This window comes from Tessaracoccus zhenghani (assembly GCF_054552775.1).
The window spans coordinates 3,024,864-3,039,858 of the sequence record NZ_CM137275.1 but is presented as its reverse complement, the minus strand read 5'-3'; the positions used below and the strand labels follow the sequence as shown (position 1 = coordinate 3,039,858).

The following is a 14,995-nucleotide window of genomic DNA, read 5'->3' as shown; positions in this document are numbered from 1 at the left end:
GCTGGCTCAATGTCCGAAACAGCTACTGATGTGGTGTGGCTCACCCAGGAGGCCTACGACAAGCTCGAGGCCGAGTTGAACGAGCTCAGGACCGTCGGCCGCGAAGAGGTGACCGCACGGATCGCTTCCGCCCGCGAAGAGGGCGACCTGTCCGAGAACGGTGGCTATCACGCCGCCCGCGAGGAGCAGGGTCAGATGGAAGGGCGGATCCGCCAACTGGAGGACCTCCTCCGCCGCGCGCAGGTGGGCGAACCTGAAGGCGCCGCAGATGAGGTTGCCCCCGGCAAGATCATCACGGTCGCCTACGACGGTGACGACGACGACACTGACACCTTCCTGCTCGGCTCGCGCGAGGTGCTCGGCACCGATGATTCGGTGGAGTTTTCCGTCTTCTCCCCGCAGTCGCCGATGGGCTCTGCCATTCTCGGCGCCAGGGTGGGCGACGAGGTGCGCTACACCGCGCCCAACGGCAAGGAACTGATGGTCCGGATCACGAAGGTCTCGGCCCTCTAGTTCGCAACAGGAACACCGAGGCCGCCGTCCAGGAGGACGGCGGCCCTGTTCGTTGTGGGCGCGTGCGCCGGGTCAGTCGCCCAGGAGTTGGGCGGCCAGCTCGGGGCTGAGGTCGCCGCGCGCGACGCGGGCGAGGATCTGCTGCTCCGGCGTCAGGTTCCCGTTGACCGCGTCGCCGTACTCCGACTGCTGCTCCGTGCCGTCCTCGTCAGCTAGTTCCTGGTGGGCGGGAGCCGGCTGTGAGGCGGGATCCGCAGGGTCGAGCCCGAGCTTGGCCAGGACCGCGTCGAGACGGGCGCGCGCCGTGGGGTACGAGACCTGGAGGTGCTTCTCCACCTCCCGCAGGTTGCCGCGCGAGGCGAGGAACACCTTCAGCAGCGTGAGGTCCGCCTCGTTCAGCGAGCAGAACTCGCAGCTGGCAAACTCACCGGCGATCTCCGTGCCGCAGTGGAGGCATCCCTTGCGGGTGGTGATGAGCTGGTCGCCACAGACCGGGCAGTCCGCCGGCGGGTGGTAGAGGTGCTTCGCCATGTCAGTCATCCGCCTTGATGGTGGCCATGCCCATGACGACGGCGATGTCGAGCCGCGCGGAGCCGTTGCCGACCACGTACTCGTCGACCTTGTCGCCCCCGTCGGGCCAGCTGATCCGCCCGAGCCGGGCCTCGCCACGGATGGTCACGTTGGCACCCTTGGTGAGGTGGATGTTGAGGGTGCCCGACTCGACCTTGAGACGCGAGCGGCCGAGGCTGATGGGCCCCTCGACGGCGATACCGCCGGCCTGGCTGAGCAGGTCCTCGACCTCCTGCACGTCTTCGAGGGTGGAGCCGCCCGCGGTCACGCGGATGCGACCCAGCCGGGGCACCCCCACCGTGCGGAGCCCGCCGGTGGTGACCTCCGCGTCGACGATGAGGTTGGGGTTCACCTTGACCACGAGTTCTTTGCCCAGCGAGATGTCGCGCAGGTCGTCGAGGTTGCGGGGCGGCCGGATCAGCGAGAAGCCCGTGAAACTGGGCCCGAACTCCCCGGTGGAGTTGACCTCCATGACGGTGCCGACGCGGCGCAGCACGTGCGGCCCGTCGATGGTGAGGGTGCTCACCGACGGGTCGCCCTCGATGCGCACCCGGCGCCCCACTGCGGTGACCGAGACGCGGGACAGCCCGCCGGCCTTCGGGCCGCCCTTCGTGGTGGTGTCCTGCGGGCGGTCGCCCGCTGCCGCGCGCTTGGCGGCCTCGATGCGGGTGGCGGCCTCGCCGGCGTCGATGCGCCCGGCCGCCAGGTCGTCCAGAATTGGACCGAGATCTGCGTTGCTCATGGTGAAAATGCTATCCCCCTTTTCCATAATGAAAAGCCGTTGTGCAGCTCTCGAAACCCTGGGCTTTCCCTGAGGGCGTGGAGAGCGCTCAGCCGGGCCGACGGCGGACCCACGCCTGTGCCAAGGTTGGACGTATGCGCAGACCCCTCCCGGACCTCATCGCGCCGGACTGGGCGGATGCCCTCGCCCCGGTCGAGGAGAACATCGCCGCCATGGGTGAGTTCCTCCGCACTGAGCTGGCCAACGGCTTCACCTATCTCCCTGCCGGCGAGCACATCCTGCGCGCCTTCTCCCGTCCCCTGGCGGACGTCCGCGTGCTGATCCTCGGCCAGGACCCCTACCCCACGCCGGGCCACGCGATGGGGCTCTCGTTCTCGGTGAACCCGGATGTGCGGCCCCTTCCGGGCAGCCTGCGCAACATCTACCGCGAACTGGAGACCGACCTGGGCATCCCCCAGGCGACGCACGGCGACCTCACCGCCTGGTTCGAGCAGGGCGTGCTCCTCCTCAACCGGGTGCTCACGGTGCGGCCGGGGGCGCCGGCCTCGCACCGCGGCAAGGGCTGGGAGGAAGTCACCGCCTGCGCGGTCCGCGCGCTCGCACAGCGCGGCGGGCCCCTCGTCGCAATCCTGTGGGGCCGCGACGCCCAGTCGGCCGCGTCGATGCTGGGCGAGACGCCCGTGATCGCCAGCGCACACCCGTCGCCTCTGTCCGCGCGCACCGGCTTCTACGGTTCCCGCCCCTTCAGCACCGCCAACCGCCTGCTGGAGGACCAGGGCGGGGAACCCATCGACTGGCGCCTCTAACCGTTCGACGCAGGCCTCGAACACCTGAGACCGATGGCGGGCGATCTGGCGCTGTGGAGCCTGGCAGACTGGCTCCATGCAAGAGCAGCAGGCCGAGCCGGCCGACCCCGAGACCCCCGACGACGTGCCGCAGGCTGAGCCGGAGCCCCGCAAGCGATACGAGAACGTGGGGCTGGGCAGGCGGTCGGTCTGGGTGCTGGGTGGCGCCGTGGGCGCCTACATGATCCTGCGCGGGCTCTACGGCATCATCACCGGCGAGGACGAGCAGCAGCCCTAGTCCGTTTCCCAGCCTCCGGGTAGCCTTGGCGAATGGAGATTGACGTTCTGGCCTGGCTCAACGCCCGCATGTCCACGCCGCAGATGGTGACCGAGGACGAAGCGCTCGAGGGCCGCGACACCCCCGTCCTGAGCCCCATGCCCAGGCATGAAGTGCTCGGGCTCCCGCTCGACGAGGTGCCGGCGGGCGCCGAGGTCGCCTACTTCGCGCTGGGCTGCTTCTGGGGCGAGGAACGCATGTTCTGGCAGGTGGACGGCGTGCTGAACACCGCCGCCGGCTACATGGGCGGCTTCACGCCCAACCCCACCTACAAGGAGACCTGCACCGGTCACACCGGTCACACCGAGACGGTCAAGGTGGTCTTCGACCCCACCAAGGTGAGCTACGACGACCTGCTCACGCTGTTCTGGGAGAACCACGACCCCACGCAGGTCTACCGCCAGGGCAACGACCTGGGCACCCAGTACCGCTCCGCCATCTTCCCGGTGGACGAGGAGCAGCGAGCAGTCGCCGAGCGCAGCCGGGCCGCCTTCCAGGAGCGGCTCACGGCCGAGGGCTACGGCCCGATCTCGACCGAGATCACCCCTGGCCAGGCGTTCTACTACGCCGAACTCGAGCACCAGCAGTACCTGTACAAGAATCCGGGCGGCTACTGCCCGAACCACGCCACCGGCGTGAAGTGCGGGCCCGCCGACTGACCTGCCCTGCACCCACCCCGACCAGCCATGAGGGTTTCGAACATGCTGCAGTTCCGAGTCACCGATGCCGCAGATCCCGCCGCCGCGCGGCTGCTCGACGCGTACTTCGCCGAGCGCATCGCCCTGTGGGCCGGTGAGGACACCGCCTACCAACCCAAACCCGCCGATTTCTCCGAGGGTGCGCTGCTCGTGGCCGAGCGCGACGGCGAGGCGATCGGCGTCGGGGGGATCCGCCCCGTCGAGGGTGAGGGCATGGAGGTCAAGCACCTCTACATCACCCCGGGGGCGCGGGGTGCCGGCCTCGGTCGTGCGTTCCTCCGCGAACTGGAGCGCCGAGCCGTCTCGCTGGGGGCGCAGCGCATGGTGCTGGACACCAACGCTGACCTGGACAGCGCCAACGGCCTGTACCGCGCGGAGGGATACCACGCGGTGGAGCCGTTCAACGACAACCCGAACGCCACAGACTGGTACGCCAAAGACCTGCTACCGCCGGCCGCCCCGTAACCCCTGGCGCCGAAGTCAGCGATGATCCCCCTCAGTACCGAACGTCTGCGCCTGCGCGCGTTCACCGACGACGACCTGGACTTCGTCTACCTCCTCCACCAGAACCCGGACCTGCAGCGCTTCATCCCGACGTCGACCACGCCGGACCTGGCCACCGCCGGGCGCCACCTCGAGCGGTTCATGATGCTGAGGGACCACCCGGTGCACGGCTTCTCCCTCGTCGAACTGGCCACGGGTCCCAACTCCGGCACCGCAGTGGGCATCATCATGGTCAAGCCCATCCCCCCGTCGGGAGGCGGCGAGGCGGTCGACACCGAGATCGGCTGGCGCCAGGTGGCCGAACACACGGGCAACGGCTACATCACGGAGGCCGCCGACGCCACCCTCCGGGCGATCCTGGAAGCGGGTCTTCCTGAGGTGGTCGCCGTCACCCACCCGGAGAACCATGCGTCGCAGCGCGTGGCCCAGCGCATCGGCATGCAGCGCGTCGGGCTCACGGACGCCTATTACGACACCCAGACCCTGCTCTTCCGCATGGTGCGCACCTAGGCTGAGGCCATGACCAATCCCGCACTCGAGGAACTCGCCTCCTCAGGCATCGACCACACCGTCACCCGGCACGGGCGGGTCCGTTCCCTGGCGGAGGCGGCCGCGGCACGCGGCGTCGAGCCGCGCGACATCATCAAGACGATGGTGGTGCGCCGCGGCGAAGGTGACCACCTCCTGGCCCTGGTCCCCGGAGACCGCACCATCTCGTGGCCCAAGCTCCGCGCGCTGCTCGGCGTGTCACGATTGTCCATGCCCGACGCGGACGCGGCTCTCGAGGTGACCGGTTTCGAGCGCGGCACGATCACGCCCTTCGGCACGAAGACGCCGCTGCCCGTGGTGGCCGATGAACTGGTGCGGGGACGCACGGTCTCCATCGGGGCCGGCGAACACGGGGTTGCGGCGACCATCGACGGCGACGCGCTCATCGCCCACTTCGACGCGACCGTTGCCGACATCACCGAGCCCGAGGGCTGAGCCGACGCCGGATCAGCGCTCGCTGCGGCGCACCATCTCCGCGATCCAGCTGGGCGCGAACGGCGAGGTGCAATGGGGCGGCGTGGGGTAGTCCTTCAGCACCTCGAGCCGCTCCCCGATGGCCACAGCGCGGTCGCGCAGCTGCGGGTTCTCGATCCCTATGTGGGCCAGGGTGGTGTTCATCTGCCACTGCAGCCGCTCCGGCGCGTCCTTCATCTGAGCCTCGATGAGGCTCAGGAGGCCCGGCAGGTCCAGGCCGTCCGGGTTCTTCTTCACGCGGTCCGCCGTGAGGGCCCACCCGGCGCTGGCGACCACCGGATCCGCGTCGTCGAACCACTTCACGCGCAGCTCCTCTGCGTGCGGGCCCTTCATCACGACGTAGGCCACCAGCCAGTCGTGCACCTTGGGGACGCGGGCCTCGCGCAGCATGGTGTCGAGCTCGTCGGCGCTGAACTCCTTCGGCCGGCACGTCAACAGCGCCAGCAACCTGGCGGCCGTGTCGCCCGTGGCCCACAGTTTCCGGGCGAAGGTGTGATCGGTCTTGAGCCGCTTGGCGACCGCGCGCAGCTTCGTCAGGTTCACCGCGTGGTCGTCGCCGTGCCGCTGGTTCACCGCCAGGATCTTGGGATCTGCCAGGTCGTCGAGTTCCACCATCACTGCGTCGAGGTCGTGCATGCGGCGAGTCTAGGTCGGCCCACCGGTAACCTCCACGAGCCGGGTCGATGACAGACTGGCGGGATGTCTGATCCCGTGATCTACACGCGGCTGCTGCTTGACGTGGACCGCGGTGCCCACCCCGCCCCCACGTCGTGGCATGATGCCCCCGTGGGTTGGCAATTATGGGACGGACAGGCTCGGTTCCGTCGTTCGCTGGAACAGGTTGCCAACGATGTGCTCGATGCCGCCGGGGTGGACATCGACCCCAGGGCCTTCGTCGTGGCACTCCCCCTCAACGCCGAGGACGACGTGCTCGTGGAGCCGCAACGCGGCCATTTCGACCGCGCCATCCTCAAGCAGGCCAGCACACTGGCCACCCGCCGCTTCAACAGGATCCTGCGGGAGAACGACCTCGACGACGACAGCGAGGCGCACCTCGCCGCCCTCGAATCACGCACCCGTCGCCGCGCCGTGGCCGACAAACTCGACTCCGCAGCCCGGGCCACCGGGCGGGTGCACTTCGTGGGGGTCGGCGTGAAGATCCTGGAGCACATGGTGTTCCCCGTCCTCGCTCTGCAGGCAGACCCGTGGCGCGAACTGCCCCAGCTCGCGGATGACGCAGCCGATGCGTTCCTCACCGCGCGGTCCTTCCAGGAGGCCGTCGTCACCATGGTGCTGGACGTGGCTTCACGCGAACTCGACCGCCAGTCGCCCGGGCTCGTGGTGCGCGCGGACACCGAGGCGGTCCTGCGCGCCGCGGCGGATTCCTTCGTGTCCGCGGTGGTGGCACGAACCGGCCAGGACCACGCGTTCGGCGCCATGCAGGCCTTCGACGCGGTGGCCGCCACCCGCTATGAGGGCCGCGCCGGCAAGGGCACCCTCGTCCTCGTGCCGGCGGACGACGAGACGGTCACCCGCATCATCACGCTGGAGCATCCGGTACCGATCGGCCGCACCAGGGGGCTGCGCAAGATCCTCGAACTGTCCGGCCCCGGGCTGCACCTGCTCTGCGACGGCCGGGAGGTCTACGGGCTGGGCACCGTCGACACCACAGAGCGCGACCACACGTTCGAGGTACGCATCTCCGGCGACGGTTCCTGGGAACTCTGGGACAACGACGTGCCGTTCCTCCGCGTCGACAACGGCATCCCCGCCATGCCGCGCGACCTGCTGGACGAGGACGAGTTCGCCATTACCGTCGAGCGTGTCTTCCCCAACGTCTCCGCCCGCAACGCGCGGTTCCTCTGGCACGTGGCGGTCGCCTGTTCGCAGCAGGCCCACGGCACCATGCTCGTCGTGCACCCCGAGGCGGACAGGGAGGCGGCGCGCCTCCTCCCGCAGGCCTACGCCATCACGCCCACCCGCCTGTCGGAGCGGGCGCTGGAGGCCGCCACCAGCATCGACGGCGCCGTGTTGGTGTCGCCGGATGGGCGCTGTCACGCCGTCGGTGTCATCCTCGACGGTCTCGCCACCGGCACCGGAGACCCGGCGCGCGGGGCGCGGTTCAGCTCCGCCATCCGATACCTCGCCGGTGCTGGCAAGGGATCCATGGTGATCATCGTCTCCGAGGACGGCCGCATCGACCTGCTGCCCAAATCGAAGCGGCGGATGCGCAGGGCGACGGTGCAGCGCGCGGTGGACCGGCTCATCGCCGCCTCCGCCGAAGGAGAGGATCCCGAGGCGTTCACGCGGGCAGACCGAGCCGTCGAGAACATCGAGTTCTACCTCAGCCAGGAGCAGTGCGATGCGGTGAACGAGGCGCGCGAAGTGGTGGAGTCGCGCGAATGGGGCGAGGCCAGGGTGCGGCGCCAGTACATCCCGATCGCGCCGGACCCGGCGATGGACGACTCGTACTTCGTGGACAGGGTGACCTCCGACGACAGCGAGTAGTGGACCTGCTCCCACGGGTGCCTACACTGTGCGGGTGAGGAAATGGTCGGTCGGTGCGCTCGGAGCTGCCATCGTCCTCGCCGGATGCACGCCGTTGTCGCCCGGCTTGATGCCCACCTCGGCGGCACCGCCGCACAGCTCGTTGTCGCCGTCGGGCGCAAGCACTGAGCCGAGCCTCCCGCCCGTTCCCGAGCCTGAACTCCCCCAGCGGTTCCCCATCGACGGCCCGCTGGTGGACAGTGCCGAGCTCGTCGTCGACGAACTGCATGCGGTGGCCGCCGGCCTGCCCGTGCTGAAGCTCGACATCACGCGGGACCAGGCCACCCTTACCGCGCTGCGCCCGGACGGCTCGGTGGTCAGTTACCGCTGGACCGAGGACGAGATCACCGCGGTCGATTCCGACATCCAGTACCTCGAACAGGCGACGTTCGACCCTGCGGATTTCCCCCTGCAGTCGGTGGCGCGCATGTTCGACATCGCCGACCTCCGCGGCGTGCGCGGCGAACTCGTCCTGCAGATCGTGGAGTACCGCGAGGGGCAGGTGCTGATGACCATCACGTCGCGGCCCGAATCGACGACGGTGTTCTTCAGGGCCGACGGCACCGCCGTCGCCGAGCTGGGATACACCAGTGTCGCGGATCTGACCGCCGGCCTGGGCGAGGTCATCGGCGACGCGAGCGAGGCCTTCGCCGTCGGCTTCAACGACACGCGCGGCTACTGGGCTGACCTGCCGGATGAGCCCGGCGTCGTCCTGAACAGGAGCCGGTTGGCGGGGTTGCCCGTCTTCGAGACGCGGCGCGGGGAGACACCCGCCGTGGGCACGTTCGACCCGCAGCAGATCGACCCGGCCACGTTGGCGAAGGTGATCGCCCAGTTCCAGGCAGACCCGGCCCAGCAGTGCGACGTGCGCATCGACCGCAGCACCGAGCGCAGCGGCGCCGTCGTCCGGGTGGACTGCGGCGGCGAGATCCACTACACGGATCTCGAGGGTCGCGACATGACCAGGCTGATCGAAGGCTGAGGCTTTCCCGGCCTGCGTTACTCGCCGAGGTCGTCGGTGCTGAAGGTGTCGCAGGTTGCCGGATCCCCGCTCTCGAAGCCCTTCGCCACCCAGTACTGGCGCATCTTCGAGGAACCGTGCGTCCAGCTCTCGGGTACCACCCGGCCGCCCTGCTGCTGCTGGATGTGGTCGTCACCGACGGCGCGGGCCGCGTCGACGATGCGGTTCAGGTCGTCCTGGGTCACGGCCTCGATCGGCGACTCCGGGTCCTGCGTCGTGTTCTTGAAGAAGACGCCGGCGTAGCAGTCTGCCTGCAACTCCAGGCGCACCGCACCGGAACGCGGGCCGGTGTCGTTGCCGCCCGCGCGGGCCTTCTCCATGTCCCCGGTGAGGTTCGAGATGTGGTGCCCGTATTCGTGGCCGACGATGTACAGCTCAGCGGCGTCGCTGCGGGTGGTGCCCAACTGCTCGAGCAGGCTGCCCATGAACTCGTCGTCGATATAGATGGCCTTGTCGCCGGGGCAGTAGAAGGGCCCCATCTGCGACGAGCCGGTGCCGCACGCCGTGGCGATCTGGCCGCTGTAGAGGTTGAGCGCCGAGATGGGCTCGAAGCCGGATTCGAATGCGCTGGACCAGTGCCGCTCCAACGCGACGTCGTAGGCGTCCCAGCGGCAGTCGCGGTCCTGTTCGATGTCTGCCGCGGTGCGGCATTGGCTCTGTTCCTGGCCCTCGCCCTGCGGCGCGACCCCACCGCCACCGCCGAGGACGTCGCCGATGTTCCCGCCGAAGAGCAGCGTCAGCACCAGGAGGATGAGGCCGCCGATGCCGCCCACCGCGATGGGCCCACCGCGGCGTCCGCCGCCCACGCCGCCGCCGCCGCGCCTCCGCACACGGGAGCCACTGATGTCGGTGCCAGAGCGATAATCCATGACCAGCCTCCGTCGGAACCGCTTCCCGGCCGCCCCGGAAATGCTAGCCAAAACAATAACCCCATTCCAGCTCAGCGGGGCTGCGGTGGCAAAGGCCGGCGGATGGGCGGCCGACTAGACTGTCGCAATGCGCGTCATCGGTGTCACCAGTCCCCTGCGGGCGCCCGTGGCCGACTTCCCGGTGGAGCACGGTGCGCATCCCCGCGTGACGATGTTCGATCACGGCTATGTACCCCTGCGGCCGCTCGCCGCCGCCATCCAGGACGGCGACATCGTCTTCACCTGGCTGGTTCGCGAAGTGCACGAGTCGGACCACCGCCCGGTTGAGCGGCACACCGTCTACGTCAATTCGCCGACGGAGACCCCTGCCCGGTACCAGCGCATCGGCGCCTACGCCCTGGTGCTGTCGGACCGCGGCATCCTCGGCACGGTGAATTCCCCGGCCACCCCCGCGCCCGGTACGTGGTCGCTCCCTGGGGGCGGCGTCGACCCGGGAGAGTCGCCGTCGGAGGCCGTGCTACGCGAGGTGTTCGAGGAGACCGGCCAGGAGATCGTCATCGACCGGGTCCTGACGCTCGAATCAGAGCACTGGGTGGGCCGCTCCATGAGCGGGCGACTCGAGGACTTCCACGCCCTGAGGGTCGTCTACGGGGCGACATGCAAAGCACCCAGCGAGCCGGTCGTCCACGACATCGGTGGATCGACCCTGAAGGCCGGCTGGGTGCCTACGCGCGCGTGGCGCTCGCTGCACTGGACGAACAGCTCGCGGACGCTACTGAGTCAGTACGCCCGCAAGCTGTCCTCCGTCAGTCCCTGAAGTAGCTCATGATGCGCAGGAGCTCGACGTACAGCCACACCATGGTGACCGTGATGCCGAGAGCCGCCCGCCACGATTCCTGAGCGGGCGCCTGGGCAGCGATACCGCGTTCGACGGAGTCGAAGTCCGTCACGAGGTTCAGCACGGCCAGCACGACGGCCAGGATCGAGATCCCGATCGCCAGCCAGCCGGCGCCGGAACCGATGCCGCGGATGGCGGTGTCGACGCCGAACAGCGCGAGGCCGAAGTTGACCAGCAGGACACCCAGCAGGGCGACCGTGCCGATGGAGACCATCTTGCGGAACTTCGGGGTGACGCGGATGTTGAAGAACTTGTACGCCGCCAGAGTGGCGGCCGCGGTGACGAAGGTGGCCAGCACGGCCTGCACCACGATGCCCGGATACAGGTACTCGAAGAACTTCGAGAACGCACCCACGAAGATGCCCTCGACCGCGGCGTAGAACAGCACACCGCCGACGGGGAGCTTGCGGCGGCCGGCCACGAACAGGATGGTGACCAGGCCCACGATCCCCGAGCCGATGACGGCGGGCAGCATCAGGCTCATGGGCAGCAGGATGAACGTAGCGACGGCGACGATGGCCACGGTGCCGAGCGTGATGGCGGTCTTGGCGAGCACGTCGTCCAGCGTCATCACGCCGCCGAGGCGCGGATCCGTCTGCTGGGGCTGGTTGAACTGGTTCTGCTCGAACTGCTGCTGCGGTGGCAGGTAGCCCTGCCACTGGCCCTGGGGCTGGCTCTGCGGCTGCGCATATCCCTGGGGCTGGCCGTAGCCGGTGTAGCCGCGCTGCTGCGTGCCCAGATTCTTCGTGAACGAGTCGGGCCTGCCGATGATCGGGTTAGCCATGTGATTCTCTTTCTTGTCGTGGTCCCCTACGGGATCGTCGCTCTCCATGGTACGTGGTCTTCCCACCCGCCCCGTGGGTTTCCACGCCGGACGCCCGGGTGCACCCGATACCTGCCACGATCGGATCATGAGCACCCCGCAGAAGGCGACCCTGACGTTCCTCGGCGCGGCCGGCACCGTGACCGGCTCCAAGTACCTCATCACGCTCGATGACCGGCGCATCCTCGTGGACGCAGGCATGTTCCAGGGCGACAAGAAGTGGCGGCTGAAGAACCGCGACGAGTTCCCGGTGGACCCGGCCTCCCTCTCCGATGTGCTGCTGACGCACGCCCACACCGACCATGTCGCCTACCTGCCCGCTCTGGTCAAGCACGGTTTCCGCGGGCCGATCTGGGCCACCGAGGCCACGATCCGCCTAGCCGAGATCGTGCTGCGTGATTCCGGGAAGCTCCAGGAGCAGTCGGTCACCGACGCGGTGCGCGGCGGTTGGTCCAAGCACGAGAATCCCGAGGCGATCTACACGACCGAGGACGTGGAGAGGACCCTCCCGCTGTTCCGGTCGGTCGAGTTCGACACGAACGTCGACATCGACGGCGTCTGGGTGCGTTGGACCAGGGCCGGGCACATCCTCGGTTCCGCCTCGGTCCACGTGGAGCTCGGCAACCGCTCGGTGCTGTTCTCCGGCGACCTCGGCCGCCACGACCACCCCATCCTCAAGGACCGCGACACTCCCCCCGGCGCCGACATCGTGGTGGTGGAATCCACCTACGGCGACCGTGAGCACCCAGAACCCGACGTCCCGCACGAGGACTTCGCTGCCGCCATCCGCCGCACCATTGAGCGGGGCGGTCAGGTGGTGGTCCCCGCCTTCGCGATCGACCGGACGGAGACGGTGCTGCACGCGCTGGTGCAGATGCGCCGCGAGGGCCGCATCCCCGAGGTGCCTGTCGTCGTCGACGGCCCCATGTCGTTGCGCGCACTCGCTGTCTACAGCGACACGTCGCTGGACGAACTGCGCGAGGACGTGACGGTCGCCGATTTCACGGACCTGGACCTCACCGCCACCCGCGGCTCGCGCGATTCGAAGGCGCTGAACAAGCGCACCGACCCCATGATCATCATCTCGAGCTCGGGTATGGCCGAGGGCGGCCGAGTGCTGTACCACCTGCAGCGGTTGCTGCCGGACGCCCGCAACACGGTCGTGCTCACGGGCTTCCAGGCCGAGGGCACCCGCGGCCGTGCACTCGAGGACGGCGCCCGTCAGGTGAAGATCAACGGCAGGTACGTCCGGGTGAACGCCGAGATCGTGCGCGACCGCGAGTTCTCCGTGCACGGCGACGCGTCGGACCTGCTCGACTGGCTGAAGGCCCTGGACAAGGAACCGGAAGAGGTTTTCGTCACGCACGGTGAGCCCCAGGTGGCCGCACAGTTCGCGGACCGGATCTCCGACGAGCTCGGCTGGGTCGCCGTCGCCCCGAAGTTCGGCGAGGTCGTCGCGCTCCTGGGCGACGAAGCCGCCGACTAGTGCCCCCGACGGGACTCGAACCCGTACTGAAGCGGGTTTAAGCCGCCTGCCTCTGCCAATTGGGCTACGAGGGCCACGCCAAAGTCTAGCGACGATGAGCCAGAGACCCACGGCACCCGACGGAGACCTGCGCGCCCGATAGACTGGGGGTTCGCACAAGGGGAGGGGCCCGCTTTGACCGCGTTTCTGATCATCGGAGGCGTCGGTATCGCATTGGTCCTGCTTTCCCTGCTCGTCGGTGACGTGATCGACGGCCTGTTCGACCTCGACGTCCTCGGCGGGGACCTCTTCTCCGTCTCCTCCATCTCCGCCTTCATCGGCGCGTTCGGGTTCGGCGGTGCGCTGGGCCTGGGCCTCATCGACAACGTGGTGTTCGCCGTCGTCACCGGCCTGGTGATCGGCGCGCTGGCCGCCTGGGGCGCCATGCGGCTGACCCGTGCGCTGAAGAGCGGCGAGGATGCGGCCAGCTTCCGGTCTGACTCGATGATCGGCTACTCAGGCCGCGTCATCACGGCCATCCCCCAGGGCGGTTACGGCGAGATCCACATCAGCGTGGGCGGGCAGGTGCGCAAGATCGCCGCGAAGTCAGAGCTCCCCGTCGCCGCCGGCGATGAAGTGTGGGTCTCGGCCATCCTCTCCCCCACCGCCGTGGAGGTCACGCCCACCTCCGCCCCCGGCGAACTCACTCCCTAGCCTGCAGCCAAAGACCGAACGAAAGGCATCCATGCCCGGCTTAAGTCCCGTAGTCACCGCAATCCTCGGCCTCATCATCCTTCTCGTGCTGATCGGCCTGCTGATCGCCAGCAGGTACAAGGTGGCCAAGCCGAACGAAGCCTTCATCATCACCGGCCGCAAGGGCAGGGAGGTCCGCAATCCCGAGACCGGTCTCGTGTCGACGGACCTGAGCGGCCAGAAGGTCGTCATGGGCGGTGGCGTGTTCGTCGTCCCGTTCATCCAGCGCCTGCACACGCTCGACCTGTCGTCGCGCCGCATCATGATCACCATCCGCAACGCCGTCTCCGGCCAGGGCATCAAGCTCAACGTCGACGGTGTGGCGATCGTCAAGGTGGGCGGCAACGAGGACTCGATCCGGGCCTCCGCGCAGCGCTTCCTCGGGCAGCAGGACGAGATCGAGACCTTCACCCAGGAGACCCTCGCGGGCTCGCTCCGTTCGATCGTCGGCTCGCTGACGGTGGAGCAGATCATCCGTGACCGCGCTGCGTTCGCGCAGCGGGTCACAGACGAGTCCGAGTCGTCGCTGACGGGGCAGGGCCTCGTGCTCGACACCTTCCAGATCCAGGACATCTCCGACGACGGCACCTACCTGTCGGACCTCGGACGCCCGGAGTCGGCCAAGCTGGGCCGGCTCGCCGCCGTCGCCGAGGCCGAGGCCCGACGTGAGGCCGAGCAGGCGCAGATCGCCGCGGAGCAGGAGATCGCCATCTCCCAGCGGGCACTCGTGCTGAAGAAGGCCGAGATCCAGTCGGAGACCGACGCCGCCAGGGCCACCGCCGCGTCCGCCGGCCCCCTCGCCCAGGCAGACCGTGACCAGGCGGTCCTCCTCGAGCAGGAGAAGGTCGCCGTCGCGCAGGCCGCGCTGAAGGAACGCCAACTGGACACCGAGGTGCGTCGCCCGGCAGATGCCGAGCGGTACCGCGTCGAGACCGCTGCAGAGGCACAGCGCAACGCCGCCATTTTCCAGGCCGAGGCCCAGAAGGCCGCGGCCATCGCCCAGGCAGAGGCCGAGGCGGAGCGCCAGCGCCTCACCGGTGTCGGCGAGAAGTCCCGCCGAGTGGCCGAGGCCGACGCCGTGCGCGCTGAAGGCGAGGCGAAGGCCGCCGCGGTGCTGGCCGTCGGCCAGGCTGAGGCCGAGGCGATGGACAAGCGTGCCGAGGCGTTCGCGCACTACAACGAGGCCGCCGTCCTGCAGATGCTGATCGAGGTGCTGCCCCAGATGGCCGAGAAGGTGGCCGCCCCGCTGGGCAACATCGACAAGCTCACGGTTGTGTCCACCGACGGCGCTTCGGTGCTGCCCCGCCAGGTCACGGAGAACGTCATGCAGACCATGCAGATGGTCAAGGACACCACCGGCTACGACCTGACGGCCGTGCTCGACCGGATGGCCGGCAAGACCAACGGCGCGCTCCAGGGCACCGCCACCCCGGCCGAGTAACAGGCA

18 protein-coding genes and 1 tRNA gene are annotated in these 14,995 nt (G+C 68.9%); 13 read left to right on the top strand and 6 right to left on the bottom strand.

The features are described 5' to 3' along the window. Window positions 1–9: 9 nt before the first annotated feature. Window positions 10–513 carry a transcription elongation factor GreA gene (gene greA / locus ACX1DX_RS14265; protein ID WP_076059935.1) on the top strand — a complete coding sequence of 168 codons (504 nt, stop codon included), beginning with the start codon at window positions 10–12 and terminating at the stop codon, window positions 511–513. A 72-nt stretch (window positions 514–585) separates the two neighbouring features. Here greA and ACX1DX_RS14260 read toward each other — a convergent pair whose 3' ends face one another. Together ACX1DX_RS14260 and ACX1DX_RS14255 are read right to left on the bottom strand one after the other, a co-directional pair. Continuing rightward, entirely contained in the window at window positions 586–1,053 is a 468-nt protein-coding gene (locus ACX1DX_RS14260; protein ID WP_459397116.1) for a DUF2089 domain-containing protein, read from the bottom strand. Continuing rightward, window positions 1,046–1,825 (bottom strand): hypothetical protein, encoded by a 780-nt coding sequence (locus tag ACX1DX_RS14255; RefSeq protein ID WP_083665404.1) that lies wholly within the window; start codon window positions 1,823–1,825, stop codon window positions 1,046–1,048. The genes ACX1DX_RS14260 and ACX1DX_RS14255 overlap by 8 nt, the downstream gene beginning before the upstream one ends. Window positions 1,826–1,959: 134 nt before the next feature. Here ACX1DX_RS14255 and ACX1DX_RS14250 point away from each other — a divergent pair, with 134 nt between their 5' ends. The 6 genes from ACX1DX_RS14250 (at window position 1,960) to ACX1DX_RS14225 (ending at window position 5,133) form a co-directional block, all read left to right on the top strand. After that, complete coding sequence (locus ACX1DX_RS14250; RefSeq protein WP_459397115.1) at window positions 1,960–2,631, top strand: uracil-DNA glycosylase; 672 nt, start codon at window positions 1,960–1,962, stop codon at window positions 2,629–2,631. Between the two features lie 76 nt (window positions 2,632–2,707). Next, window positions 2,708–2,908, top strand: coding sequence for a hypothetical protein (locus ACX1DX_RS14245; protein ID WP_076059943.1), 201 nt, complete (start codon window positions 2,708–2,710; stop codon window positions 2,906–2,908). Window positions 2,909–2,940: 32 nt separating this feature from the next. Continuing rightward, window positions 2,941–3,606 (top strand): peptide-methionine (S)-S-oxide reductase MsrA, encoded by a 666-nt coding sequence (gene msrA, locus ACX1DX_RS14240; protein ID WP_076059945.1) that lies wholly within the window; start codon window positions 2,941–2,943, stop codon window positions 3,604–3,606. Between the two features lie 42 nt (window positions 3,607–3,648). Next, window positions 3,649–4,110 carry a GNAT family N-acetyltransferase gene (locus tag ACX1DX_RS14235; protein WP_459397114.1) on the top strand — a complete coding sequence of 154 codons (462 nt, stop codon included), beginning with the start codon at window positions 3,649–3,651 and terminating at the stop codon, window positions 4,108–4,110. A 21-nt stretch (window positions 4,111–4,131) separates the two neighbouring features. Beyond that, window positions 4,132–4,659: a GNAT family N-acetyltransferase gene (locus tag ACX1DX_RS14230; protein WP_459397113.1), complete on the top strand. Its 528-nt coding sequence runs from the start codon at window positions 4,132–4,134 to the stop codon at window positions 4,657–4,659. A gap of 9 nt (window positions 4,660–4,668) precedes the next feature. Next, entirely contained in the window at window positions 4,669–5,133 is a 465-nt protein-coding gene (locus ACX1DX_RS14225; RefSeq protein WP_076059951.1) for an aminoacyl-tRNA deacylase, read from the top strand. Between the two features lie 12 nt (window positions 5,134–5,145). Here the strand turns inward: ACX1DX_RS14225 and ACX1DX_RS14220 are convergent, their stop codons facing one another. Continuing rightward, complete coding sequence (locus tag ACX1DX_RS14220; RefSeq protein WP_459397112.1) at window positions 5,146–5,808, bottom strand: DNA alkylation repair protein; 663 nt, start codon at window positions 5,806–5,808, stop codon at window positions 5,146–5,148. Between the two features lie 63 nt (window positions 5,809–5,871). On the opposite strand from ACX1DX_RS14220, the gene ACX1DX_RS14215 reads away from it, so the two are divergent. Further along, window positions 5,872–7,680, top strand: a complete 1,809-nt coding sequence (locus ACX1DX_RS14215) for a hypothetical protein (protein WP_459397111.1) — start codon at window positions 5,872–5,874, stop codon at window positions 7,678–7,680. 34 nt (window positions 7,681–7,714) lie between these two features. Continuing rightward, window positions 7,715–8,701, top strand: a complete 987-nt coding sequence (locus ACX1DX_RS14210; protein ID WP_459397110.1) for a hypothetical protein — start codon at window positions 7,715–7,717, stop codon at window positions 8,699–8,701. A gap of 17 nt (window positions 8,702–8,718) precedes the next feature. On the opposite strand, the gene ypfJ is transcribed toward ACX1DX_RS14210, so the two are convergent. Next, window positions 8,719–9,609: a KPN_02809 family neutral zinc metallopeptidase gene (ypfJ, locus tag ACX1DX_RS14205; protein WP_182762165.1), complete on the bottom strand. Its 891-nt coding sequence runs from the start codon at window positions 9,607–9,609 to the stop codon at window positions 8,719–8,721. A 127-nt stretch (window positions 9,610–9,736) separates the two neighbouring features. Between ypfJ and ACX1DX_RS14200 the strand changes: the two genes are divergently transcribed. Continuing rightward, on the top strand, window positions 9,737–10,426 hold the full coding sequence (locus ACX1DX_RS14200) for an NUDIX hydrolase (RefSeq protein ID WP_182762167.1): 690 nt from the start codon (window positions 9,737–9,739) through the stop codon (window positions 10,424–10,426). Here ACX1DX_RS14200 and ACX1DX_RS14195 read toward each other — a convergent pair. After that, window positions 10,416–11,291: a Bax inhibitor-1/YccA family protein gene (locus ACX1DX_RS14195; RefSeq protein WP_182762169.1), complete on the bottom strand. Its 876-nt coding sequence runs from the start codon at window positions 11,289–11,291 to the stop codon at window positions 10,416–10,418. The genes ACX1DX_RS14200 and ACX1DX_RS14195 overlap by 11 nt on opposite strands. A gap of 127 nt (window positions 11,292–11,418) precedes the next feature. Between ACX1DX_RS14195 and ACX1DX_RS14190 the strand changes: the two genes are divergently transcribed. Then, entirely contained in the window at window positions 11,419–12,816 is a 1,398-nt protein-coding gene (locus ACX1DX_RS14190) for an MBL fold metallo-hydrolase RNA specificity domain-containing protein (protein ID WP_459397109.1), read from the top strand. On the opposite strand, the gene ACX1DX_RS14185 is transcribed toward ACX1DX_RS14190, so the two are convergent. Further along, a tRNA-Leu gene (locus tag ACX1DX_RS14185) sits at window positions 12,817–12,890 on the bottom strand. 100 nt (window positions 12,891–12,990) lie between these two features. On the opposite strand from ACX1DX_RS14185, the gene ACX1DX_RS14180 reads away from it, so the two are divergent. Together ACX1DX_RS14180 and ACX1DX_RS14175 are read left to right on the top strand one after the other, a co-directional pair. Then, the gene (locus ACX1DX_RS14180; protein WP_459397108.1) at window positions 12,991–13,509 is read left to right on the top strand and encodes an NfeD C-terminal domain-containing protein; all 519 of its coding nucleotides are present in this window, start codon (window positions 12,991–12,993) and stop codon (window positions 13,507–13,509) included. Between the two features lie 31 nt (window positions 13,510–13,540). Further along, window positions 13,541–14,989: a flotillin family protein gene (locus ACX1DX_RS14175; RefSeq protein ID WP_459397107.1), complete on the top strand. Its 1,449-nt coding sequence runs from the start codon at window positions 13,541–13,543 to the stop codon at window positions 14,987–14,989. Window positions 14,990–14,995 lie beyond the last annotated feature (6 nt).